This window comes from Nonomuraea sp. NPDC050328, from assembly GCF_044459405.1.
In the GTDB taxonomy this organism is placed as follows: domain Bacteria; phylum Actinomycetota; class Actinomycetes; order Streptosporangiales; family Streptosporangiaceae; genus Nonomuraea.
Map to the genome: position 1 here is coordinate 13,128 of NZ_JBITIW010000010.1, position 22,541 is coordinate 35,668.

23 protein-coding genes and 2 riboswitches are annotated in these 22,541 nt (G+C 69.6%); of the genes, 15 read left to right on the forward strand and 8 right to left on the reverse strand.

Features of this window, described 5'->3' with window-relative positions:
- Positions 1-342: 342 nt before the first annotated feature.
- From ACIBG7_RS32010 to ACIBG7_RS32030, 5 genes are all read left to right on the forward strand, one after another.
- Complete coding sequence (locus ACIBG7_RS32010) at positions 343-1,980, forward strand: ABC transporter substrate-binding protein (protein ID WP_357922233.1); 1,638 nt, start codon at positions 343-345, stop codon at positions 1,978-1,980.
- A gap of 123 nt (positions 1,981-2,103) precedes the next feature.
- Positions 2,104-3,030 carry an ABC transporter permease gene (locus ACIBG7_RS32015; RefSeq protein WP_357922236.1) on the forward strand — a complete coding sequence of 309 codons (927 nt, stop codon included), beginning with the start codon at positions 2,104-2,106 and terminating at the stop codon, positions 3,028-3,030.
- Positions 3,023-3,949: an ABC transporter permease gene (locus ACIBG7_RS32020; RefSeq protein ID WP_357922238.1), complete on the forward strand. Its 927-nt coding sequence runs from the start codon at positions 3,023-3,025 to the stop codon at positions 3,947-3,949. The genes ACIBG7_RS32015 and ACIBG7_RS32020 overlap by 8 nt, the downstream gene beginning before the upstream one ends.
- A gap of 12 nt (positions 3,950-3,961) precedes the next feature.
- Entirely contained in the window at positions 3,962-4,990 is a 1,029-nt protein-coding gene (locus ACIBG7_RS32025; RefSeq protein WP_397338601.1) for an ABC transporter ATP-binding protein, read from the forward strand.
- Positions 4,980-5,999, forward strand: a complete 1,020-nt coding sequence (locus ACIBG7_RS32030) for a dipeptide ABC transporter ATP-binding protein (RefSeq protein ID WP_357922243.1) — start codon at positions 4,980-4,982, stop codon at positions 5,997-5,999. Before ACIBG7_RS32025 ends, ACIBG7_RS32030 begins: the two co-directional genes overlap by 11 nt.
- A 59-nt stretch (positions 6,000-6,058) precedes the next feature.
- Here ACIBG7_RS32030 and ACIBG7_RS32035 read toward each other — a convergent pair whose 3' ends face one another.
- The 4 genes from ACIBG7_RS32035 to ACIBG7_RS32050 all read right to left on the reverse strand — a co-directional run bounded on the left by ACIBG7_RS32035 (position 6,059) and on the right by ACIBG7_RS32050 (position 9,740).
- Complete coding sequence (locus ACIBG7_RS32035; protein WP_397338602.1) at positions 6,059-7,243, reverse strand: lipid-transfer protein; 1,185 nt, start codon at positions 7,241-7,243, stop codon at positions 6,059-6,061.
- A complete protein-coding gene (locus ACIBG7_RS32040) occupies positions 7,240-7,605 on the reverse strand; it encodes a Zn-ribbon domain-containing OB-fold protein (protein ID WP_397338604.1) in 366 nt (121 codons plus the stop codon). The genes ACIBG7_RS32035 and ACIBG7_RS32040 overlap by 4 nt, the downstream gene beginning before the upstream one ends.
- Before the next feature lie 31 nt (positions 7,606-7,636).
- The gene (locus tag ACIBG7_RS32045; RefSeq protein ID WP_397338605.1) at positions 7,637-8,779 is read right to left on the reverse strand and encodes a S8 family serine peptidase; all 1,143 of its coding nucleotides are present in this window, start codon (positions 8,777-8,779) and stop codon (positions 7,637-7,639) included.
- Positions 8,780-8,885: 106 nt separating this feature from the next.
- Entirely contained in the window at positions 8,886-9,740 is an 855-nt protein-coding gene (locus tag ACIBG7_RS32050) for an S-adenosyl-l-methionine hydroxide adenosyltransferase family protein (RefSeq protein WP_397338606.1), read from the reverse strand.
- A 41-nt stretch (positions 9,741-9,781) separates the two neighbouring features.
- Between ACIBG7_RS32050 and ACIBG7_RS32055 the strand changes: the two genes are divergently transcribed.
- From ACIBG7_RS32055 to ACIBG7_RS32065, 3 genes are read left to right on the forward strand one after another with little or no spacing between them, the layout of a single operon-like run.
- Positions 9,782-10,072, forward strand: coding sequence for a DUF3263 domain-containing protein (locus tag ACIBG7_RS32055; RefSeq protein ID WP_357922258.1), 291 nt, complete (start codon positions 9,782-9,784; stop codon positions 10,070-10,072).
- Positions 10,073-10,087: 15 nt separating this feature from the next.
- Positions 10,088-10,891 (forward strand): trehalose-phosphatase, encoded by an 804-nt coding sequence (gene otsB / locus ACIBG7_RS32060; protein WP_357922261.1) that lies wholly within the window; start codon positions 10,088-10,090, stop codon positions 10,889-10,891.
- 10 nt (positions 10,892-10,901) lie between these two features.
- On the forward strand, positions 10,902-11,444 hold the full coding sequence (locus tag ACIBG7_RS32065; RefSeq protein ID WP_397338607.1) for a hypothetical protein: 543 nt from the start codon (positions 10,902-10,904) through the stop codon (positions 11,442-11,444).
- Here the strand turns inward: ACIBG7_RS32065 and ACIBG7_RS32070 are convergent.
- Positions 11,422-12,561, reverse strand: coding sequence for an MFS transporter (locus ACIBG7_RS32070; RefSeq protein WP_397338608.1), 1,140 nt, complete (start codon positions 12,559-12,561; stop codon positions 11,422-11,424). The two genes, ACIBG7_RS32065 and ACIBG7_RS32070, sit on opposite strands and share 23 nt — an antisense overlap.
- A 53-nt stretch (positions 12,562-12,614) precedes the next feature.
- Entirely contained in the window at positions 12,615-14,024 is a 1,410-nt protein-coding gene (locus ACIBG7_RS32075) for a trehalose-6-phosphate synthase (protein ID WP_397338609.1), read from the reverse strand.
- A 30-nt stretch (positions 14,025-14,054) separates the two neighbouring features.
- On the opposite strand from ACIBG7_RS32075, the gene ACIBG7_RS32080 reads away from it, so the two are divergent.
- From ACIBG7_RS32080 to ACIBG7_RS32110, 7 genes are all read left to right on the forward strand, one after another.
- The gene (locus tag ACIBG7_RS32080; RefSeq protein ID WP_357922273.1) at positions 14,055-14,609 is read left to right on the forward strand and encodes an RNA polymerase sigma factor; all 555 of its coding nucleotides are present in this window, start codon (positions 14,055-14,057) and stop codon (positions 14,607-14,609) included.
- 84 nt (positions 14,610-14,693) lie between these two features.
- A riboswitch (SAM riboswitch) is annotated at positions 14,694-14,833 on the forward strand.
- Between the two features lie 13 nt (positions 14,834-14,846).
- Positions 14,847-16,073 carry a threonine synthase gene (gene thrC / locus ACIBG7_RS32085; RefSeq protein ID WP_357922276.1) on the forward strand — a complete coding sequence of 409 codons (1,227 nt, stop codon included), beginning with the start codon at positions 14,847-14,849 and terminating at the stop codon, positions 16,071-16,073.
- A complete protein-coding gene (locus tag ACIBG7_RS32090; RefSeq protein ID WP_357922279.1) occupies positions 16,073-16,348 on the forward strand; it encodes a MoaD/ThiS family protein in 276 nt (91 codons plus the stop codon). The genes thrC and ACIBG7_RS32090 overlap by 1 nt, the downstream gene beginning before the upstream one ends.
- Before the next feature lie 245 nt (positions 16,349-16,593).
- The gene (locus ACIBG7_RS32095) at positions 16,594-16,794 is read left to right on the forward strand and encodes a cold-shock protein (RefSeq protein WP_068927743.1); all 201 of its coding nucleotides are present in this window, start codon (positions 16,594-16,596) and stop codon (positions 16,792-16,794) included.
- A gap of 332 nt (positions 16,795-17,126) precedes the next feature.
- Positions 17,127-18,755 carry a chaperonin GroEL gene (gene groL, locus ACIBG7_RS32100; RefSeq protein ID WP_357922282.1) on the forward strand — a complete coding sequence of 543 codons (1,629 nt, stop codon included), beginning with the start codon at positions 17,127-17,129 and terminating at the stop codon, positions 18,753-18,755.
- 160 nt (positions 18,756-18,915) lie between these two features.
- Positions 18,916-19,082: riboswitch (cyclic di-AMP (ydaO/yuaA leader) on the forward strand.
- 7 nt (positions 19,083-19,089) lie between these two features.
- Positions 19,090-19,974, forward strand: coding sequence for a CHAP domain-containing protein (locus ACIBG7_RS32105; protein WP_397338610.1), 885 nt, complete (start codon positions 19,090-19,092; stop codon positions 19,972-19,974).
- A 107-nt stretch (positions 19,975-20,081) separates the two neighbouring features.
- Positions 20,082-21,320: an MFS transporter gene (locus tag ACIBG7_RS32110; RefSeq protein ID WP_357922290.1), complete on the forward strand. Its 1,239-nt coding sequence runs from the start codon at positions 20,082-20,084 to the stop codon at positions 21,318-21,320.
- 4 nt (positions 21,321-21,324) lie between these two features.
- Here ACIBG7_RS32110 and ACIBG7_RS32115 read toward each other — a convergent pair whose 3' ends face one another.
- Positions 21,325-21,753 (reverse strand): GNAT family N-acetyltransferase, encoded by a 429-nt coding sequence (locus ACIBG7_RS32115; protein WP_397338612.1) that lies wholly within the window; start codon positions 21,751-21,753, stop codon positions 21,325-21,327.
- A 72-nt stretch (positions 21,754-21,825) separates the two neighbouring features.
- On the reverse strand, positions 21,826-22,467 hold the full coding sequence (locus ACIBG7_RS32120) for a dihydrofolate reductase family protein (RefSeq protein ID WP_397338613.1): 642 nt from the start codon (positions 22,465-22,467) through the stop codon (positions 21,826-21,828).
- Positions 22,468-22,541: the final 74 nt, after the last annotated feature.

Here is a 22,541-nt window from a genome sequence, read left to right on the forward strand (position 1 = left end):
GCCCTGTGTTGGCGCGACCACTCTCCGGAAGGGGGTATTTTTCATCAACCTCGCCCGAGGCCTTCATGTCTCTTTGTCGCATTCCACGCCATCTTTGATGCTCCGGGGGCAACCGTGACAGAGCCGTGTGACGCGGGCAAGGCGCACGTGTGACCGAACTGCAACGCCACAGAGACGTGGTGGTGGCAAGTAGTGAGGGATAGTCGCGATCGACTGGCAGGGCGTCGGCTGGTATGACCATGTCAGCCAAAATCGGGGCAAGACAAGCTGGTCCCGTCAGGCTGCTTCGGCTAACTCGCAGCTCAGCGCTAACGCCCACCTCAGAGGGAGGAAACTTTCATAATGCGTGTTACCAAGGGCGCACAGATCGTCGCCGGTGCCGCGCTGCTGGCCCTCGCGGTTGCCGCGTGTGGCGGCGGTGCTTCCACCGGAAGCAACGCCGGAAGCGGCGAGACGCCGGTCCGTATGGAGGTCGGAGAGCCGCAGCACGCACTGGTGCCGTCGCTCACCGCTGAGTCCGAGGGCGCTGAGGTGCTCGCGGCGATCTACGAGCCGCTCGTCAACTACGACGAGAACAAGCAGCCGGTGGAGAACGTCGCCGAGTCGATCGAGTCGAGCGACAACGTCACCTGGACGATCAAGCTCAAGCCCGGTTACACCTGGCACGACGGCACCCCGCTCAAGGCCAAGGACTACGTCGACGCCTGGAACTGGGCGGCCTACAAGCCGAACGCCGCCGACGCGGCCGGCTTCTTCGCCAAGATCGACGGCTTCGCCGACGTGAACCCCTCCGAAGAGGGCGCCACCCCCACGGTCAAGGAGATGAAGGGCCTGAAGGTCGTCGACGACTCGACCTTCACCGTCACCCTCTCCGCGCCGTTCTCGCAGTTCAAGCTCATGCTCGGGTACACCGCCTTCTACCCGATGCACCCGAAGGCCTACGGCCCCGACGGGAAGCTGACCGCGCAGCAGAACGAGCAGCCCATCGGTAACGGCCTGTTCAAGCTGGACAAGCCCTACAAGAAGGGCACCGACCAGTCGATCGACCTGACCGTGTACGACAAGTTCGCGGGCAAGAAGCCGACCGGCTGGACGAAGCTGCAGTTCAAGCTCTACACGAGCTCCGAGACCGCCTACAACGACCTGGCGGGCGAGCAGCTCGACATCCACGACTCGATCCCGTCCTCGCAGCTCACCACCGCGAAGACGCAGCTCGGCGAGCGTTACCACGACGACCCCGACTCCGCGATCGGCTACATCGGCGTCCCGCTGAAGTACAACAAGGACTTCGAGAACGCCGACATCCGCAAGGCCATCTCGATGGCGATCGACCGCAAGACGATCACCGAGACCGTCTTCGCGGGCAGCCGCTCCCCGGCCGACGCCTTCATCAGCCCGGTCGTCGACGGCTACCGTCAGGGCGCCTGTGGCGAGGCCTGCACCTACAACCCGGCCGCGGCCAAGGAGCTCTACGAGAAGGCCGGTGGCCCGAAGACCGTCGAGCTCGGCTACAACGCCGACGGTGGCCACAAGGAGTGGATCGAGGCCACGGCCAACAACCTGAAGGCCAACCTCGGCATCCAGGTCACGGTCAAGCCGTTCGAGAAGTTCGCCGCCATCCTCGAGGACCTGCAGAACAAGAAGTACTCCGGCCTGTTCCGCATGGCCTGGTCCTACGACTACCCGTCGCCCGAGAACTACCTGACCCCGATCTTCAGCGAGATCGCGATCGCCACCGGTTCGAACTACGGCGGTTACATCAACAAGGACTTCGAGGCTCTGGTCGCCCAGGGTGACAAGGCCACCTCGCTGGACGAGAGCGTCAAGTTCTACCAGCAGGCCGAGGACATCCTCATCAAGGAACTCCCGTACATCCCGGTGTACTTCTACAGGACCAACTGGGGCACCTCCACCAAGGTCAAGAACGTCTCCCTCAACCTGCTCAAGCAGGTCAACTGGGCGGACATCACGAAGGCCTAAGAGTCCAAAGCGGGGGGCGGGCTCGGCCGAAGCCCGCCCCCTCTGGACCCGCCTGGGAGGCAGTCGCCTGGACTTCGGACTATGGTTCGGGGGACTGCCTTCAGGCATGTACGGGAGGCATAAATGGGCCGATACGTCATCCGGCGCCTCATTCAGGCCATACCTGTCCTGTTGGGCGCCACCCTGCTCATCTTCGCCATCGTCTTCGCGCTGCCCGGTGACCCCATCGCAGCGCTGGCCGGCGAAAAGCGCCAGTACCCCGGCGTCGTCGAGGTCCTGCGTGAGAAGTACCACCTGAACGACCCGCTGATCGTCCAGTACTGGCACTACATCAGCGGCGTGGTCTTCCGCTTCGACTTCGGGACGACCTACCAGGACGTTCCGGTGCTGGACCTGATGAAGGCCACCTTCGGCACGACCCTGCAGCTTGCGATGACCGCCCTCGTGCTTGAGGCGATCATCGGCATCGGGCTCGGCCTCTGGGCCGCCCTGCGCCGCGGCAAGGCCGCCGACACCATGATCCTGGCCTCGACGCTTCTGCTGATCTCCGTTCCGACGCTGGTCAGCGGCTTCGTCCTGCAGCTTCTCCTGGGTGTCGAGCTACGCATCTTCCCCATCGCCGGCACCTCCGAGGGCTGGATCAGCTTCATCCTCCCCGGCTTCGTGCTGGCCGGCACCTCCATCGCCTACCTCACCCGGTTGACCCGGACGAGCCTGGTGGAGACCCTGAGGGCGGACTACATCCGGACCGCCACCGCCAAGGGCCTGTCCCGGCGGCGCGTGATCGGCCGGCACGGTCTGCGCAACGCGTTGATCCCGCTGATCACCTATCTGGGCGCCGACCTCGGCAACCTGATGGGCGGCGCGATCATCACCGAGGGAATCTTCAACATCAACGGCGTCGGACTGCTGCTCTTCCGAGGGGTCTACGAACGGCAGCAACCCATCGTCGTGGGCGTGGTGACGGCCCTGGTCCTGGTCTACATCCTGGCCAACCTGGTCGTCGACATGTTGTACGCAGTGCTCGACCCGAGGATCCGCTATGAGTAGCGTCGCGGCACCGCCTCAGGCAGGCGGCAAGCACCAGAAGAAGAAGCAGAACGACAAGCCGGCGAGCCTGTGGAGCGACGCGTGGTACGACCTGCGTCGTAAGCCGGCCTTCCTCATCGCGGCAGGTCTCATCGCGATCCTGCTGGTCATGGCGATCTGGCCCACCCTGTTCACCTCGATCGACCCGACCGACGCGCGCACCTGCGACCTGGCCTCGGCCCGGCAGTTGCCCAGCTCCGGTCACCCGTTCGGGCGCGACAACCTCGGCTGCGACGTCTTCGCCAACACCATCTACGCGGCTCGGTACTCGATCCTGATCGGGTTCAGCGCGACGGTGGCGGTGGCGGTCATCGGCGGCCTGCTCGGCATGATCGCGGCGTACTACAGCGGTGTCACCGACACCGTGTTCTCCCGCATCACCGAGATCTTCTTCGCCATCCCCGGCCTGCTCGGCGCGCTGCTGATCGCCTCGACCTTCCGGGAGAGCGGGGTCAACAGCATCGTGCTGGTCATCCTCGCGCTCTCCGTGCTCGGCTGGCCGATGACCTTCCGCATCATGCGGGCCGCGGTCATCACCGCCAAGCACCAGGACTTCGTCGTGGCGGCCAAGGCGCTGGGAGCCGGACCCTCGCGGGTCATGTTCCGGCACCTGCTGCCGAACGCGATCGCCCCGGTGATCGTCGTGGCGACGATCAACCTGGGCGGGTTCATCGCGGCGGAGGCGGCCCTGTCCTTCCTGGGCGTCGGCGTGCAGTCGCCGGACGTCTCGTGGGGTCTCATGATCGCGGACGCGCGGAGCCGATTCATCGACGCGCCGCTGCCGCTGATCTTCCCGGCCGTCTTCCTGAGCATCACGGTGCTCGCGTTCATCATGCTCGGCGACGCGGTCCGCGACGCGCTCGACCCGAAGCTGCGGTAGGGGGGTATGGCAGTGAAGAAGTCAACGCAGCTCTTGCCGGCCGAGGGAGGGCTCGGCAACGAGCCGCTGCTGGCGGTGGACAACCTGCACGTGGAGTTCCACACGCGTGCCGGGGTGGTCCGGGCCGTCAACGGCGTCAGCTACACGCTCCACCCGGGTGAGACGCTTGCCGTACTCGGTGAGTCGGGGTCGGGCAAGTCCGTGACCGCTCAGGCGATCATGGGCATCCTCGACATGCCGCCGGCGGTCATCCCGCACGGGGAGATCCGCTTCCGCGGCACCGACCTGCTGAAGCTCTCGGAGGACGCCCGCACCCAGGTGCGTGGCCAGCGGATCGCCATGATCTTCCAGGACGCGCTCTCCGCGCTCAACCCGGTGTTCACCGTGGGCTGGCAGATCAGCGAGATGTTCCGGGTGCACCGCGGCCTGAACAAGCGCGACGCCATGAAGAAGGCCGTCGAGCTGATGGACCGGGTGCGCATCCCGGCCGCCAAGCAGCGGGTGAACGACTACCCGCACCAGTTCTCCGGCGGCATGCGGCAGCGCATCATGATCGCGATGTCCATCGCGCTCGACCCCGAGGTCCTGATCGCCGACGAGCCGACCACGGCGCTCGACGTGACCGTCCAGGCCCAGATCATGGAGCTTCTCGCCGAGCTCCAGCGCGAGAGCAACATGGGCCTGATCCTGATCACCCACGACCTCGGCGTCGTCGCCGACGTCGCGGACAAGATCGCGGTCATGTACGGCGGGCGGATCGTGGAGAACGCCCCGGTGCACGAGATCTACAAGGCTCCCGCGCACCCGTACACCAAGGGCCTGCTGGAGTCGATCCCCCGGGTCGACCTCAAGGGCCAGGAGCTCTACGCGATCAAGGGCCTGCCGCCCAACCTGCTCGACATGCCGACCGGCTGCGCGTTCCACCCGCGGTGTCCCTACCGCCAGGACAACTGCGTGACCGACGTCCCCCCGCTCCACGAGATCAGCGGCGTGCGCAGCAGCGCCTGCCACTACTGGAGGGAGGTCCTCGATGGCTCCTGACAAGGGTGCTCCGATCCTCGAGGTCCGTGACCTGGTCAAGCACTTCCCGCTGACCCAGGGCATCGTCTTCAAGAAGCAGATCGGCGCCATCAAGGCGGTCGACGGCGTCTCCTTCGACCTGCACCGGGGCGAGACCCTGGGCATCGTGGGCGAGTCGGGCTGCGGCAAGTCCACGCTGGCGAAGGTGCTCATGGCACTGGAGCGGCCGACGTCCGGCACCGTCAAGATCGACGGCCAGGACATGGGCAAGGCCACCGGCTCCAAGCTCAAGCGCATGCGCCGCAACATCCAGATGGTGATGCAGGACCCGTACACCTCGCTGAACCCCCGGATGACCGTCGGTGACATCATCGGCGAGCCGTTCGACATCCACACCGAGGTGGCGCCCAAGGGCGACCGGCGCAGGAAGGTGCAGGAGCTGCTGGAGGTGGTCGGCCTCAACCCCGACCACATCAACCGCTACCCGCACCAGTTCTCCGGCGGTCAGCGGCAGCGCATCGGCATCGCCCGAGGCCTGGCGCTCCAGCCCGAGATCATCGTCTGCGACGAGCCGGTCTCCGCGCTCGACGTGTCGATCCAGGCGCAGGTCATCAACCTGCTGGAGCGGCTGCAGAACGAGTTCAACCTGGCCTACATCTTCATCGCCCACGACCTGTCGGTGGTCCGCCACATCTCCGACCGGGTCGGCGTGATGTACCTGGGCAAGATGGTGGAGCTCGGCAAGGACGTCGAGATCTACGACAAGCCCGCGCACCCGTACACGCAGGCGCTGCTGTCGGCCGTCCCGGTCCCCGACCCCGACGGCCGCGAGCAGCGGGAGCGGATCATCCTCCAGGGTGACCCGCCCTCGCCGGCCAACCCGCCGAGCGGCTGCCGCTTCCGCACCCGGTGCTGGAAGGCGCAGGACATCTGCGCCACGCAGGAGCCGCTCCTGCAGATCCGGCCGGGGACGGCGCACGAGAGCGCCTGCCACTTCGCCGAGACGCACGACGTGGTCCACGTCCACTGACGCCTCGCGCGCTCAGCCCGCCACGTGCCTCGTGGCGGGCTTTCGCGCTTCCAGGGGCCTCAGCGGACCGCGATGAGGGCCGAGCCGTGGCCGAACAGGCCCTGGTTGACCGCCAGGCCGGTGCGGGCGCCCTCGACCTGGCGGGCCCCGGCCTGGCCGCGCAGTTGCCAGGTGAGCTCGCAGAGCTGCGCGATGGCCTGGGCGGGGACCGCCTCGCCGAAGGAGGCCAGGCCGCCGGAGGGGTTGACCGGCTGCCGGCCGCCGAGCGCGGTGTGGCCCGAGCGCAGCAGGGCGCCGGCCTCGCCGGGGGCGCACAGGCCGATCTCCTCGGTCCAGTCGAGTTCGAGCGCGGTGGACAGGTCGTAGACCTCGGCCAGCGACAGGTCCTGGGGGCCGAGGCCGGCCTCCTCGTAGGCGGCGTGGGCGATGGCCTCGCGGAAGGGGCGCGGCGGCGGTGGTACGGCGAGCGCGGAGTCGGTGGCGAAGGCGGGCAGGTCGAGGAAGGTGTTGGGGAAGTCCGGCGTGATCGTGGAGACGGCGGCCAGCCGTACGGGCCGGGTGTGGCCCAGGCGGCGGGCGTAGGACTCCGAGGCGAGCACGACGGCTGCGCCGCCGTCGGAGGTGGCGCAGATGTCCATCAGACGCAGCGGGTCGGCGACCATCGGGGAGGCGAGCACCTCCTCGGGCGTGACCGTCTTGCGGTAGCGGGCGTTGGGGTTGAGCGAACCGGCCAAGGCGTTCTTGACCTTGACCGCGGCGAACTCGGCGGGCGTGGAGCCGTGCACGGCCATCCGGCGGCGCGCGTAGAGGCCGAAGTACACCGGGTTGGAGGCGCCCAGCAGGCGGAAGCGCAGCCAGTCGGGGTCGTCGGGGCGCTCGCCGCCGACCGGCTTGAAGAAGCCCTTGGGCGCGGCGTCGGCCCCGACGACGAGGGCCACGTCGCACAGGCCGGCCAGGATGCGGGTGCGGGCGACGTCGACGGCCTGGGCGCCGGAGGCGCACGCGGCGTAGCAGGTGGCGATGCGGGCGCCGCTCCAGCCCATGGCCTGGGCGAAGGTGGCTCCGGCGACGAAGCCGGGGTAGCCGTTGCGCACGGTGGCCGCGCCGACCACGTACTGCACGTCGGTCCAGGCCAGGCCGGCCTCGCGCAACGCCGCCCGCGCCGCGGCCACGCCGTACTCGGTGAAGGGGCGGCCCTGCTTGCCCCACGGGTGCAGGCCCGCGCCCAGCACGACGACGCTCACGCGCGCCACATCCAGCGCTCGCCGGAGCTGGTCAGCTCCAGCTCCATGCCCACCCGCAACTGCTCGGCGGTGAGCCCCTCGACCTGGCCGAGCACCACGAGGCGTTCCGTCTCCAGCTCGACCGCGGCCACGGTGATCGGCACGTACGGCTCGGCCGCCTCGTAGGGCGGGGGCGGCGGGTAGCAGGAGTTGGTGTAGGACCAGACCCGCCCGCGTCGCGACAGCCGCGTCTCGACCAGCTCCTCGCCGGCGCAGTGCGGGTTGGGGCAGAAGCCGCTCCTGGGCGGGAAACAGACGGTACGGCAGGCCGTGCACCGGGTGCCGACCAGGTAGGTCAGCCCGTCCTTGACGGTGAACCACATGCGCCGAGTATCACACAAGCGCTTGCTTGAGTCACCGCCGCGCGATCACCCGGATCGACATGGCCGTCACGAGCAGCACCATCGCCAGGATGGTCACGTACCGCGAGATCGGCGCCCGGGGCTGGGGCGCGGCGAAGGCGTCGAGCGAGGCGCCCTCCGGCGACTCACGGGCCAGCAGCGCGGCCGCCTTGAGCGCCCGGTGGGCGTCGGCCAGCCCGTGGCCGAGCGAGCGGCTGTGGCCTGAGCCGGGCCGGCGGCGCGTGCCGTACTCCAGCGCGCGGCGCACCTGCGCGGGGGCGAGGCCGGGGTAGCGCGCCCGGATCAGCGCCGCGACCCCGGCCACCATGGCGGCGGCCGGGCTGGTCCCGTCGCCGATGACGTAGGACGCCGAGCCGTCCGCGCCGACGATCTCGGTGCCCGGCGCGACCACCGACAGGTAGTCCTGGCGGTTGGAGAAACCGGCCGCGCGCAGGTCACGGTCGACCGCCCCGACGGCGATCACGCCGGGGTAGGCGGCGGGGTAGTTGCGCCGGTTGGTGCTCGCGCCGTCGTTGCCCGAGGAGGCGACCAGCACCGAGCCCTTGGCCAGCGCGTACCGCACCGCCTCGGCCTCGGCGGGCGAGCCCTTCCAGGTGCCGCTGCCGCCGCCGAGCGACATGCTGATCACGTCCGCGCCGGAGTCGGCGGCGTACCGGATGCCGCGGGCGAGCGCGGTGTCGGAGACGGGCGCGGTGGACGGCGCGCAGCCGGCGCACCGGCGTTGCAGCTCGCGCAGCGGGTCGTCGTTCTCCAGCGTGACGCGGATGGAGAGCACCTCGGCCTCGGGCGCCACGCCCAGCACGCCGCGCCGGTTCTCCTTGCCGTGCCCGCGCCCGGCGATCAGGCTGGCCATGGCGGTGCCGTGGTGGCCCCAGCGGGCCTGGGGCCGGCGGCGGGCGCCGGTCAGGTCGGGGCCCTCGACCACCGCGCCGCGCAGGTCGGGGTGACGGCCGTCGACGCCGGTGTCGAGCACGGCGACCAGGGCCCCGCCGCCCCTGGTCACCCGCCAGGCCTCCGGCAGGTTGAGCGCGGTGATCTGCCACTGCTTGGCGCGCACCGTCGCGGCCACGTCGTCGCTCGTTCCCGCCGGCAGGAGCAGGAGTGGCACGAGGAGCAAAGGGGGGAGGGGGGACACGTCGGTGAATTCTGGCAGGCCCCACCGGAGATTTCGGTAAGCACGACGATACGCGGGGTAATGTCCGGTGTGGCAACAACCGGAGTTACGGCTGTGCCGCAAGCGCTCAGAGCGGCGCGAGCTTCACCCGCGCGCCGGGCGGCAGGCCGAGCCGCTGCGCGGCGTCGCCGCAGTTGACCGCGATGGCGATCAGCCCGGCGGAGTCGGCGAAGGCGACCAGCTCGCCCGGCGCGACCGCCGAGTAGGTCTCGCGGAAGGGCATCGCGAGCTGCCGCCGCCCCAGCCGGACGTCGAGCGTGTCGCCGACGCGCACGCCCAGCGAGCGCAGGTCCCCCTCGGCGATGGACAGTTGCGTGTTGCCGTAACGGTCGACCGAGACGACCTCGCCCTCCACCGAGCCCTCGCGCAGCAGCGAGGTGGGCGAGGGCAGCGAGACCAGCCGGTTGATCGGGAGCTCGGGGCCGACCTCGGCCAGCTTGCGCCCGCCGGACAGGTGGGCGGCCACCGGCGCGAAGACGTCGCGGCCCGGGAAGGTGGGCGAGGTGGGCCGCAGGAAGAACTCGTCGTTCACGATCTCGTGCGCCGCGCTCGGGCCGCCGCAGGCGTGGATCGCCCACGACAGCAGGCCGTTGTCGGGGCCGATGAGGATCCGGCCGCCCGCCTCCACCGCGACCGCCCGCCGGGCGCCGCCCGCGCCGGGGTCGACCGCGGCGATGTGCACACCCTCGGGGAGGTAGGGCAGCGTCTGGGCCAGGACGGCCGCGCCACGCCGTACGTCTCCCGAAGGGATGAGGTGGCAGAGGTCGATGATGCGGGCCTCGGGCACGATCTTGAGGATCACGCCATGACAAGCCGCCACGTAGCCATCCTCAAGCCCGTAGTCGGTGAGAAGTGTGATGACAGGGGCCACAACAGGTGACTGTACGTCCCGCAAACGCCGGTGAACACCCACGTTCGGCACATTACGATGGCGACGGGCCGCGGTGACGAGAGGAGGAGATCATGGACACTGCACCGGTCAGCGGTGACAGTGCTGCCGAAAGACCCCTCACGGACCGGGACAAGGAACTGCTGGCCTTCGAGCGGCACTGGTTCCGGCACGCCGGGGCCAAGGAGCACGCCATCAAGGAGGCCTTCGCGATCTCGGCGACCCGCTACTACCAGCTCCTCAGCGAGCTGATCGACCGTCCTGAGGCTCTGGAGCACGATCCCATGCTGGTCAAGCGGCTGCGCAGGCTGCGGGCCACCAGGCAGCGCGACCGGGCGGCCCGCCGTCTCGGCCTGCGCCCCTGATGCCATGATGGGGTGATGCTTCCCACCGCGCGCACCGAGGCAGGCCGGGCCGGGATCGAGGCCCTCGTCCGCGATCCGGGCGGGGCCCTGATCGGACTCGACTTCGACGGCACGCTGGCGCCGATCGTCTCCGACCCGGCCCAGGCCCACGCCCATCCCGGCGCGGCAGGCGCGCTCGGCGCGCTGGCCGGCCAGGTGGGCACCATCGTGGTCATCACCGGCCGGCCGGTCGCCCACGTGCTGACCGAGCTGCCCGTCCCCGGCCTCGTCGTGCTCGGCCACTACGGCGCCGAGCGCTGGGAGGCCGGCGAGCTGTCGGCGCCGCCGCCGCATCCCGGGGTGGAGCGCGCCCGGGCCGAGCTCGGCCGGCTGGAACTGCCCGAGGGCGCGACGGTCGAGGACAAGGGCCGATCGGTGGCCGTGCACACCCGCCGCGCGGCCGATCCGGCGGGCGCCTTCGACGCGCTTCGCGCCCCGCTGGACGAGCTCGCCCGCGAGACCGGCCTGGTCGTCGAGCCGGGCCGTTTCGTGCTGGAGCTGCGGCCGCCGGGCATGGACAAGGGCCGGGCGCTGCTCGACTTCGCCGCCGAGCGTGGCGCGCGCTCGGTCTGGTTCGCCGGGGACGACCTGGGCGACCTGGCCGCCTTCGCCGCGGTGGACAAGCTGCGCGCCGGCGGGGTGCCCGGCGTGACCGTGGCCAGCTCCTCGGATGAGGTGGGCGAGCTGGCGGCGCGGGCCGACCTCGTCGTCCCAGGTCCGGACGGGGTGGTCGCGGCCCTTCAAGAGCTCGCCAACCGGCTCGCAAGCGATCACGGCTAGCGTCTGCGTCATGCTGACATCCTTGGTGGTGACCGCCTCCCTCCTCCTGGCCGGCGCGCCCGCCCAGAGCACCGCGACCAAGTCGTTCACCTACCGCGGCATGACCCTCCAGATCCCCAAGACCTGGAAGGTCGGCAAAGCCGACGCCTGGGGCGTGCACATCAAGACCGGCGGCTGCGACCGCACCGCCGCCGAGTGCCGCGGCTTCTACGTCCTCGGCCCGAAGGGCGTCGCCACGGCGCGTGAGGGCAACCCCTACGACACCGAGCAGCGCTTCCACCCGGGCACCGGCGTCTCGCTGTGCACGCCGGACAAGCGCTACTACGAGGGCTACCCGGGCAAGCTGGTCACCAGCGGGCTGCGGCAGGTCGGCCCGGGACACAAGGCCTACTACCGGGTCTGGCTCATCCGCTGCATGACCATGAAGTACAAGCCGACCGACACCTACTTCCAGGAGCGGGTCTGGTACCTGCCCAAGTCGAAGATCCTCGTCTTCGACGCCTGGGGGACCAACCGCCTCGGCGCGATCCTCAAGGCCGCGGCCTGGCGCTGAGCACGCCCGCCACCGCGAGGCCGATCAGGACCGGCACCATCAGGAAGGCGTTGACGGTGCCGTAACCGTCGGCGAGGGCGCCGAGCACCAGCGGCCCGGCGCCCACCGCGACGCTGGCCCAGATCGAGCCGATCGCCGAGGCCCGGTCGGGCCGGCCGCCGGAGTTGGCGATCACGCCGGACAGCGCGAGCGGGAAGTGCAGCGCGATGCCCAGCCCGCACACCACGACGCCGGTCAGCGAGAGCACCGGGTTGGTGCTGAGCCAGAACAGCACCCAGCCGGCCCCGGTGACCGCGAGCGCGCCGACCAGCAGGGTGGTCGTCGTCAGCCGCAGCGCCAGGCGGGCGCCGACGAACCGGCCGGCGGCCAGGCCCGCGGCGAGGGCGGTGACGGTGATCGCGGCGCGTTCCGGCGTCAGGCCGGTGCGGGTGGTGACCAGCACCGCGGCCCACAGGTTGAAGGTGAACTCCAGCGCCACGCAGCAGAACAGCACCGCCCCGGCGGCGTAGAACTTCCACCCGAACCGGCCGCGGTGCTGCCGGTGCTCGCCCTGGTGGTCCTCCTCGGGGATCCAGTACCTGCCCAGCGTCAGCGCGAGCACGAGCGTGCACGCCGGGGTGAGCAGCAGCGCCGCGCGCCAGCCGGCCGCGCTCTGCGCCGCCGCGCTCAGCAGGAAGGGCGCGAAGAGCGCGATCGTCGCGCCGACCGCGTTGGCCTCGCTGATCGCCGCCGGGCCCGCCGGGCCGTGGTGGTCGCTCAGCGCGGCCATCGAGGCGTACAGGGTCAGCGTGCCGAAGCCGCTGGCCAGGCCGTAGCCCAGCAGGGTGGCCGGCAGCGCGGTCGTCGCCACCACCAGCAGCACGCCCGCGTTGACGCCGGCCAGGCCGATCCAGGTCGTCGCGCGCCTGCCGTACTTCCTGACCAGGTACGGCAGAGCAAGCCCCGCGGCGATGCCGCAGAGCGCCATCGAGGTGCCGTGCAGGCCGGCGACGGTCTGCGAGACCCGCTGGTCCTTCTGCAGCAGTGGCAGGGCCGCGCTGAGGCCGTACAGGTAGGTGGCGAAGGTGCCGAGCTGGAGGTAGATGAGCCAGGTCGGGCGATCTCTCGTCAGGCGCATCGCGGCCGTTGTCACGCGGGGACCCCCAGGGTGTCGGGCAGGGTCAAAGCGTACTAAAGGGCATTCAACTGGGCGGCCAGCCACCTTTCCGGGGGCAGCGCGGTGGCCTTGGCCCGCAGCCGCAGGGCTCGCCGTACCCGCTCCTGCTCGTCCATGATCAGCGCGGCGTGCAGCGCGCGGGCGGTCTCGCCGACGTCGAAGGGGTTGACCACCAGCGCGTCCTCGCCCAGCTCGGCGGCGGCGCCGGCCTCGCGGGAGAGCACGAGCGCGCAGCGGTCGGACAGCACCGGCCCCTCCTTGGCGACCAGGTTCATGCCGTCGCGCACCGGGTTGACCAGGAGCACGTCGGCCAGGCGGTAGGCGGCCAGGCTGCGCGGGTAGTCGTCGTCGACGTTGAGGATGAGCGGGTCCCAGTCCTCCGTGGCGTACTCGTCCTCGATCTCCTTGGCGCAGCGCTGCACCGCGGCGGTGTACTCGCGGTACTCGGGCAGGTCGTGCCGGCTCGGGTAGGCGAAGGCCAGGTGCACCACCCGGCCGTGCCACTCGGGATGGGCGGCGAGGAACTCGCGGTAGGCCATCAGGCCGCGCACGATGTTCTTCGACAGCTCGGTGCGGTCGATCCGCACGATCAGCCGCCGCCCGCCGGTCTGCTCCCGTAATGCCGCGACATGGGACTCGACGTCGGGCTCGCAGGCGCGGGCCCACAGCGCGTCGCCGTCCACCCCCAGGCTGTGGACGCCGATGCGGGTGGTGCGCCCGTCATGGGTGACCGCTTCGGCGGAGACCTCCGCGCCGAGCAGGTGGCGGCAGCAGTCCATGAACGCGCGCGCCCAGCGCTCGGTCAGGAAGCCGGCGTGGTCGGCGCCCAGGATGCCCTCCAGCACCTCGCGCCCCACCTCGTCGGGCAGCAGCGAGAAGTACTCGGGCGGCGCCCACGGCGTGTGGCTGAAGTGCGCGATGCGCAGATCGGGCCGCTCGGCGCGGAGCATCGCCGGGGTGAGGGTGAGGTGGTAGTCCTGGACCATCACCCGCGCCTCGTGCGCCGCCTCCTCGGCCAGGGCCAGCGCGAAGGCGCCGTTGTAGTCGCGGTAGGACTCCCACTCGCGCTCGAAGCGGGTGCCGAAGTGCGGGCTGGTCGGGATGTCGTAGAGCAGGTGGTTGACGAACCAGAGCGTGGAGTTGGCAACCGCGTTGTAAGCCCGGTGAAAGGTGGCTGGGGGAATATCCAGCATGCGCAACGGACCGGTGTCGTACCCCGCGTGGTCGAGCCGGCCGCCGGGGGCCTGCCGTACCGCGCCGCGGTCGCCGTCGGACAGCGCGGCACAGACCCAGAGCACGTCCTTGGCCACCCCCGACAGGCCCGAGACCAGCCCGCCGCCGCCGCGTTTCATCGTCAGGACGCCGTCGGCGTCGACCGTGAAGGAGACCGGCCCCCGGTTGGAGGCCACCAGGACGCTGTTCATGAAAACCCTCCCCGCTCTTAGGATCTCTCTATGGCGCTTGATGAGCTAACCGAGGAACTGGCCCGATCCGCAGCGGGCGGCGATCACCGTGCGCTCGGTGAGCTGCTCAAGCGGATCGAGCCCGATGTGTTGCGGCACTGCGCCCGGATCTTGCCCTACCACCAGGATGCCGAGGAAGCCTGCCAGGACACGCTGCTGGCCGTGGCGCGAAACATCGGCCGGTTCGAGGGGCGGGCCCGCTTCAGCACGTGGCTGCACATCGTGACGGCCAACTGCGCGCGCACCACCTACCGCTCGCTCAAGCGGCGCGCGGCCGAGCAGACCTCCGACGAACTGCCCACCCAGCGGCCCGACGTGCGCCGGGTGAGCGTGATCGCCGGCTCGCGGCTCGACCTGCTCGACGCGATGGAGGCGCTGGAGGCCGACAAGCCGGACCTGGCGCAGGCTCTGGTGTTGCGCGACATCGTCCAGCTCGACTACAACGAGGTGGCCGAACAGCTCGGCATCCCGCTCGGCACCGCCAAGTCGCGCATCCACCAGGCGCGCAAGTACGTGCAGGCGGCACTGGGCGAGGACTACCGCTGAGACGGCCTGTCTCGACTGGCGAGACGCTGAGTTGTCAGCGTCGCCAGTCCAGGTAGAGTGCTGCGCAGAAACACAACTTCATATTGCTCATCCAGAGGGGTGGAGGGACCGGCCCTGCGAAGCCCCGGCAACCCTCCCGGTTCGTGCTCGTGACGTGACGAGGCCGACCGGGACAGGTGCCAATTCCGGCCCGTGACCAAGGTGGTCGCGGGCGAAGATGAGGGAAGGCCTCGCTTCATGTCGCTCGACTTCGGCCCTGCTGTCGCGCTCTCCTGCCGCGAATGCGGCACGCGCTACGACCTCGGTCCCCACTTCGCCTGTCTCGAGTGTTTCGGGCCGCTCGAGGTGGCCTACGACTTCGGTACGGTGACCCGCTCGGACATCGAGTCCGGTCCCGACAACATCTGGCGCTACCGGCGGCTCCTCCCGGTCCCCGTGGACGTGACCGAGAAGCGCAACATGAACCCCGGCTGGACCAAGCTGGTCCGCGCCGAGGGGCTCGGCAAGTCGCTCGGTCTCAAGTCCCTGCACATCAAGGACGACTCCGGCAACCCCACCCACTCCTTCAAGGACCGGGTGGTCGCGATCGCCGTCGAGGCGGCCCGCACCTTCGGTTTCCACACCCTGTCGTGCTCCTCCACCGGCAACCTGGCCGGCGCGGTCACCGCCGCGGCCGCCCGCGCCGGGCTGGAGGCCTGCGTCTTCATCCCCGCCGACCTGGAGCAGGCGAAGATCGCCATGGCCCGGGTGTTCGGCGGCAAGCTGATCGGCATCGAGGGCACCTACGACGAGGTCAACCGCTTCTGCTCGGAGCTGATCGGCGACCCGGCCGGCGAGAAGTGGGGCTTCGTCAACGTCAACCTGCGGCCCTACTACGCCGAGGGATCCAAGACGCTGGCCTACGAGATCGCGGAGCAGCTCGGCTGGCGGCTGCCGGACCAGATCGTCATCCCGGTGGCCTCCGGCTCGCAGCTCACGAAGATCGACAAGGGCTTCAAGGAGCTCGTCGCGCTCGGCCTCGTCGAGGAGAAGCCGTACAAGATCTTCGCGGCCCAGGCGACCGGGTGCTCGCCGGTGGCGGCGGCCTACAAGGCCGGGCACGACGTGGTCCAGCCGGTGAAGCCGGACACGATCGCCAAGTCGCTGGCGATCGGCAACCCGGCCGACGGCCCCTACGTGCTCGACATCGCCCGCCGGACCGGCGGCGCGGTGGAGGACGTCACCGACGCCGAGATCGTCTCGGCGATCCACCTGCTGGCCTCGACCGAGGGCATCTTCGCCGAGACGGCGGGCGGGGTCACCGTGGGAGTGCTGCGCAAGCTCGTGGCGGCCGGGAAGCTCGACCCCGAGCTGGACACGGTGGTGCTCAACACCGGCGACGGCCTCAAGACCCTCGACGTGGTCACGGCCGAGCCGTCCGCGGTGATCAAGCCCTCGCTCGACGCGTTTAGGAAGGTTATCTGATGAGTGTTTCGGTGCGGATTCCGACAATTCTGCGCACATACACGGGCGGAAGTGCAGATGTGCGCGGGGAGGGCGCGACGCTTCGCGAGGTGCTCCAGAAGCTCGACGCCGACTTCCCGGGTATCGGCGCGCGAATTCTGGATGAATCGGGCAAGATTCGCCGTTTTGTCAATGTCTATGTCGGGGAAGAGGACGTCCGTTTCTCCGAGGGCCTTGACACCGCGACGCCCGAAGGCGCGCAGATCTCGATCATCCCGGCGGTCGCGGGCGGCTGATCCGGCCCCTTCCGTACGACGCACCCCCTGGGCCCTCGCCCGGGGGGTGTTCGTATCTGCAGGGACATTTCAAACTTAAAGGAAATGTAGCGCTAAGCAGTTTTGTGCTTGACTCTGTTCCCCAATGCCACCTCACAGGTATGGTCGAGTGCGGTCGACTGGCTGGAAATCCCCTTAAGTCAGGAAGACTGCGGATCTTGCGAGAGGAATGGGCGAGGTCCGGAGCCCAGTTAGAGGAGTCGGAAGTGGCGCAGGGCACCGTCAAGTGGTTCAACGCGGACAAGGGCTACGGCTTCATCGCGGTAGACGGTGGTAAGGATGTCTTCGTCCATTACTCAGCGATCATGATGGACGGCTATCGGTCTCTCGAGCAGGGCCAGCGGGTCGAGTTCGAGATCACGCAGGGACAGAAGGGGCCGCAGGCCGAATCTGTCCGAGCGGTCTGACACACACACCTGGCCGGTGGTTCGTACGGCAACGCAGTCCGTGCGAACCGCCCACGAACGCGCGTGGCCGGGTCCGTTCCGGACCCGGCCCGAGCCCCGGCCTCCGGCGACCCGTCCCAGGTGAGGCACCCTCATGAGCAGCCGACTCATGGCGTCGGCTTGCACTCGACCGGGTAGAGTGCTAAACAGTTCGTTGGCACTCTCGATAGCAGAGTGCCAATGATGGATCGAGGCGATGGGGCCTGCCGCAGGGAGATGCAGGCCTATATGCCGTCGCGGGCTTCGGCTCGATCCCTTATGCAAACCACCCTGCATCTGGGAGGTCCAGCCTTATGGCAGCCAAGATGATCGCGTTTGACGAGGACGCCCGGCGCGGTCTCGAGCGCGGTATGAACCAGCTCGCCGACGCCGTCAAGGTGACCCTCGGCCCGAAGGGCCGCAACGTCGTTCTGGAGAAGAAGTGGGGCGCCCCCACGATCACCAACGACGGTGTGTCCATCGCCAAGGAGATCGAGCTCGAGGACCCGTACGAGAAGATCGGTGCGGAGCTCGTCAAGGAAGTCGCCAAGAAGACCGACGACGTCGCGGGTGACGGCACCACCACCGCCACCGTGCTCGCCCAGGCGCTGGTGCGCGAGGGCCTGCGCAACGTTGCCGCCGGCGCCAACCCGATGGCCCTGAAGAAGGGCATCGAGGCCGCCGTCGAGCGCGTCAGCGAGGAGCTCTCCAAGCTGGCCAAGGACGTGGAGACCAAGGAGCAGATCGCTTCGACCGCCTCCATCTCCGCCGCCGACCCCGAGATCGGCGCGCTCATCGCCGAGGCGATGGACAAGGTCGGCAAGGAAGGCGTCATCACCGTCGAGGAGAGCAACACCTTCGGCCTCGAGCTCGAGCTCACCGAGGGCATGCGCTTCGACAAGGGGTACGTGTCCGGTTACTTCGTGACCGACCCCGACCGGATGGAGGCCGTCCTCGAGGACCCCTACATCCTGATCGTCAACAGCAAGGTCTCCGCCAACAAGGACCTGCTCCCCGTTCTCGACAAGGTCGTGCAGTCCGGCAAGCCGCTGCTGATCATCGCCGAGGACATCGAGGGCGAGGCCCTGGCCACCCTGGTCGTCAACAAGATCCGCGGGCTGTTCAAGTCCGTCGCGGTCAAGGCGCCCGGCTTCGGTGACCGCCGCAAGGCCATGCTGAACGACATCGCCATCCTGACCGGCGGCCAGGTCATCGCCGAGGAGGTCGGTCTCAAGCTCGAGAACGCCACCCTCGACCTGCTCGGCCGCGCTCGCAAGGTCGTCGTCACCAAGGACGAGACGACCATCGTCGACGGCGCCGGTGACGCGGACCAGATCTCCGGCCGGGTCAACGAGATCCGCTCCGAGATCGACCGCACCGACTCCGACTACGACCGCGAGAAGCTCCAGGAGCGCCTCGCCAAGCTGGCCGGCGGCGTCGCCGTCATCAAGGCCGGCGCGGCCACCGAGGTCGAGCTCAAGGAGCGCAAGCACCGCATCGAGGACGCCGTTCGCAACGCGAAGGCGGCCGTCGAGGAGGGCATCGTCCCCGGCGGTGGTGTCGCGCTGCTGCAGGCCGGCGCCAAGGCGTTCGACAAGCTCGAGCTCACCGGCGACGAGGCCACCGGCGCGGCGATCGTGCGCAAGGCTCTGGAGGAGCCGCTCAAGCAGATCGCGGTCAACGCCGGTCTCGAGGGCGGCGTCGTGGTGGAGAAGGTTCGCAACCTGACCCCGGGTGAGGGCCTCAACGCCGCGACCGGCGAGTACGTCAACATGTTCGAGTCGGGCATCATCGACCCGGCCAAGGTGACGCGCTCCGCGCTGCAGAACGCCGCTTCCATCGCGGCGCTGTTCCTGACCACCGAGGCTGTCATCGCCGAGAAGCCGGAGAAGACCCCGGCTGCTCCCGGCGGCATGCCCGGCGGCGGGGACATGGACTTCTAAGTCCTGATCCACACGCTTCAGGCGGTCCCTTCGGGGGCCGCCTTTTGCGTGTGCGCTCTTGGTGTTCGCGGGATTTTACCTACCTTTATTTGGCATTTCGGTTGGAGTCCTATTACAGTCCCGCGTTACCGGACGGTTATCGGCCTTCAACGGGAAGGCGGCCGTCCGATCGTCGAGTCCCCCGTGCGCGGGGAGCCGGGGACCCAACTTTCTGGGGTGAATCCGCGACCCCGAGCAGAGTGCGGCCTGCTCGAAACCAGCGGTAGGGCGGCTTTCTCCTGGCCCGAACCCGTCAGCTAACCCGGTAGGCGTCCTAGGAGAGGACCGCCCCCAATTGGATCCGATCTCGGACAAGTTGTTCAAGGTCATCGAAGCTGAACTGCCGTACAGGGAGGAAAGCGGCGGCTATACCAAATACGGCGACTGGTATGGCGCGCACGTCGACGACTCGTACTCCTTCAAGACCGCCGCCTGGTGTGACATGTTCCTCGCCTGGGCCGCGGATCAGGCCGGGGTGGCCGAATACGCGGGACAGTTCGCGTATACGCCGGCGCATGCCAACTGGTTCCGGCAGCAGGGTGCTTGGAGCACCACGCCGGAGCCTGGGGCGTTCGTGTTCTACAACTGGAGCGGGTCGAAGTCGGTCGGCGGGATCAGTCATGTCGGCATCGTGGAGAAGGTCGCCGGGACCAAGATCCATACGATTGAGGGGAACGCGGACGGCGTTTACCTCAAGCGGAAGGTTCGCGACACCGGGACGGTGGTGGGGTATGGGTTGCCGCGGCTGGTGAAGGTCGACGGGGCCACCTACGAACAGACCCTCGCCGCAGCCGCCACTCCCGCAGCCACGCCGCCGCCCGCGGTCGCCGCCACGCCGGCCGCGTCAGCTCCTGCCCCCGAGCCCACCGCCGCATCGGCCGCCCCCGCTTCTCCCGGCTCAGCTCTCTCACCGATGTTCCTTGGTGCCGGTGAGGGGGCGGCGTTGCAGGCTGCTGTGCTGAGCCGTACTCCCGGAGCGGAGAACCTGCCGCCGGCGGATGCGGGCACGGTGGTGCTGGCCGGGGTGTTCCTGACCGCCCTCGTCACCCGGCGGTGGCAGCGCCGCCCGGGACGGCACCGGGCGGCCGGCGGGTCAATCGATGGGATGACCTCGGCCTCACCCGGCCGGAGCGGCAAGGTCGGCCGGCTGCGCGATGCCGGGCGGCGCCGCCGTACCTAGCCTGAAAACGTGGGGTCGCGGCCACCGCACTGGCCGCGGCCCCACTCAATCACTAGTGGTATACCATTGCGGCGTCTCCCCAGCCGTGATCAGAAGGAGCCCGCCCGGTGCTGCGAGCGAAGCCGTCCAAACTGGGCCTGGGCACGGCCCTGTCCGCGCTTCGCGCCAACGGCCGGTTCCGGCTGCTCTGGCTGTCGAACCTGTTCTTCTTCGGCGGCGTCTGGACCCAGACGCTCGTGCTCGGCTGGCTCGCCTACGAGACGACCGGGTCGGAGTTCCTGGTCGCGGTCTTCACCGCTGCGCGGCTGGCGCCGATGTTGCTGGGCCCGATCGCGGGCGCGGTCGCCGACCGGCACAACCGGGTCGGCCTCCTGATCATCGCCTGCGCCTGGGCGCTGGTCACCGCGGGTGCCGTGGCCGGGCTGGCCTCGTTCGACCTGCTGCCGTACTGGGCGCTGGTGGCGGGCGGCCTGGCCCTCGGGCTGGCGCAGTCGCCCTCGCAGCCAGCCCGCTCGTCCATGGTGCTCGACCTGGTCGGACGCGAGAACCTGAGCAACGCCAACGCCCTGAACACGATGGCCATGAACCTGCCCCAGGTGATCGGTCCGGCGGCCGGCGGCGCGCTGATCTCCACGCTGGGCGCGCCGGCCGCGTTGTGGATCTCGACCGCCTGGTACGGGCTCTCGCTGGTGTTGCTGATCCCGCTGCGCGGCCTGGGCGACCCGGTCCGGCACGAGCCCGAGCGCGTGCTGTCGATGATCACCGGCGGGTTCCGCGCCATCGCCCGCAACCGGCTGGCGGTCGCCATCCTCCTGGTCACCCTCGCGGCCAACATCCTGCTCTGGCCGATCTACCAGTCGTTCATGCCGGTCTTCGCCCAGCAGTCGCTCGGCCTCGACGCCGCCGGGCTGGGCGTCCTGCTCACCTGCTGCGGCGTGGGCGGCCTGGTGGGGTCGTTGATCATCGCCGGGCTCGGCGACTTCCGCTTCAAGGGCGGCGCCTTCGTGCTGGGCACCGCCGGATGGGGCCTGCTGTGGGCGGTGTTCGCGGTGGCCCAGAACGTCACCGCCGCCTACGTGGTGATGATCGGCATCGGCGTGCTCAGCGCGGTCTTCGGGGTGCTGCAGACCACGCTGCTGCTCATGACCACCGAGCCCGCGCTCCACGGCCGGGCCCTCGGCGTGCAGGAGCTCGCCATCGGCGTGATGCCGGTCTCCGCGCTGATCCTGGGCGTCATCGCGCAGACCGTCGGCGTCGCCCTCACCACGCTCTGCGCCGGGCTCCTCCTGGCCGCCGCCCTCATCCTGCTCGCCGTACGGGTGCCCGAGCTGGTCCGGTACGGCTGAGCCTTCAGCCGAGCGGCTTGACCCAGCGGCCCCATTCCGGTTGTACGGCGTAGCCGGCCGCCTTCCAAGCGTGGTGGGCGAGGGTGTTGTCGTGGAGCACCATGGCATCCGCCCGGAACGCCCCGAACCCGGCGAACCGCTGCTCGGCGGCCTCGATCAGCTTGGAGCCGATGCCCTTGCGGCGATGATCCGGGTGGACGGCGAGGCGGTACAGGTGTGCCCGCCAGCCGTCCCACCCCGCGATGAGCGTGCCGGCCAGTTCCCCGTCCACCTCGGCGACCAGCAGGGCCTCGGGGTCGCGGTCGAGCAGGGCGAGCACCTTGCCGGCCGAGTCGTGCCGGTCGGTGCCCTCGGCGGCCTCCGCCCAGAAGGCGAGGATCTCGGGCACCTCGTCCTGGCGGGCGGGACGGATGGTCAGCACTTGGTCCTTCATGGCCGGACAAGCTAGCACCCGTCACCACGGACTCCCCTCCCAGCCTCCTGGAAAGGGCAGCCGGTGAGTCGGCTAGCGAGTGATCAGCAGATGCGTGGCCGCCTTCGTGCTGACCTGCTCAACCACCCGATAACCCTGCATGGCGTCCCCCAGCCCATCGAACAACCGCTCACCCCCACCGATGAACATCGGCGCCACCGCGATCCGCAACTCATCCACCAGCCGCGCCCGCAGGAACTGCCGGATCACCCCCGCGCCACCGGACAGCTGCACATCCTTCCCTCCGGTCGCCGCCACCGCCCGAGCCAGCACCTCCTCAGCAGTGCCGTCCACGAAGTGGAAGGAGGTCCCGCCCGCCAGCTTGAGCGTCGGCCGCGGGTGGTGGGTCATGACGAAGACGTCGTTGTGGAAAGGCGGGTTGTCGCCCCACCAGCCCTGCCACTCGTGGTCGTCCCACGGGCCACGCTGCGGGCCGAACATGTTCCGCCCCATGATCGTCGCCCCGAAGTCGCCCGCCGCCTGGAGCACCCGGTCGTTGTCCGGGCCCTCCTCGCCACCCTCCATCCCGTGCGACTCCCGGAAGGCGCGGGTGCCGACCATCCAGTCGTGCAGCGCGTCCGCCCCGTCCCCGAACGGCGCGTCCATCCGCTGCCCGGGTCCCGCGGCGTAGCCGTCGAGGGAGATGGTGAAGTTGGCGACGATCAGCTTGGCCATGACGGCTCCTTCGTGTGCAGTGTTCGGTGTCCTTCACCCCTTGGTCGGAGCCGCACTCGACTCCTCTACACACC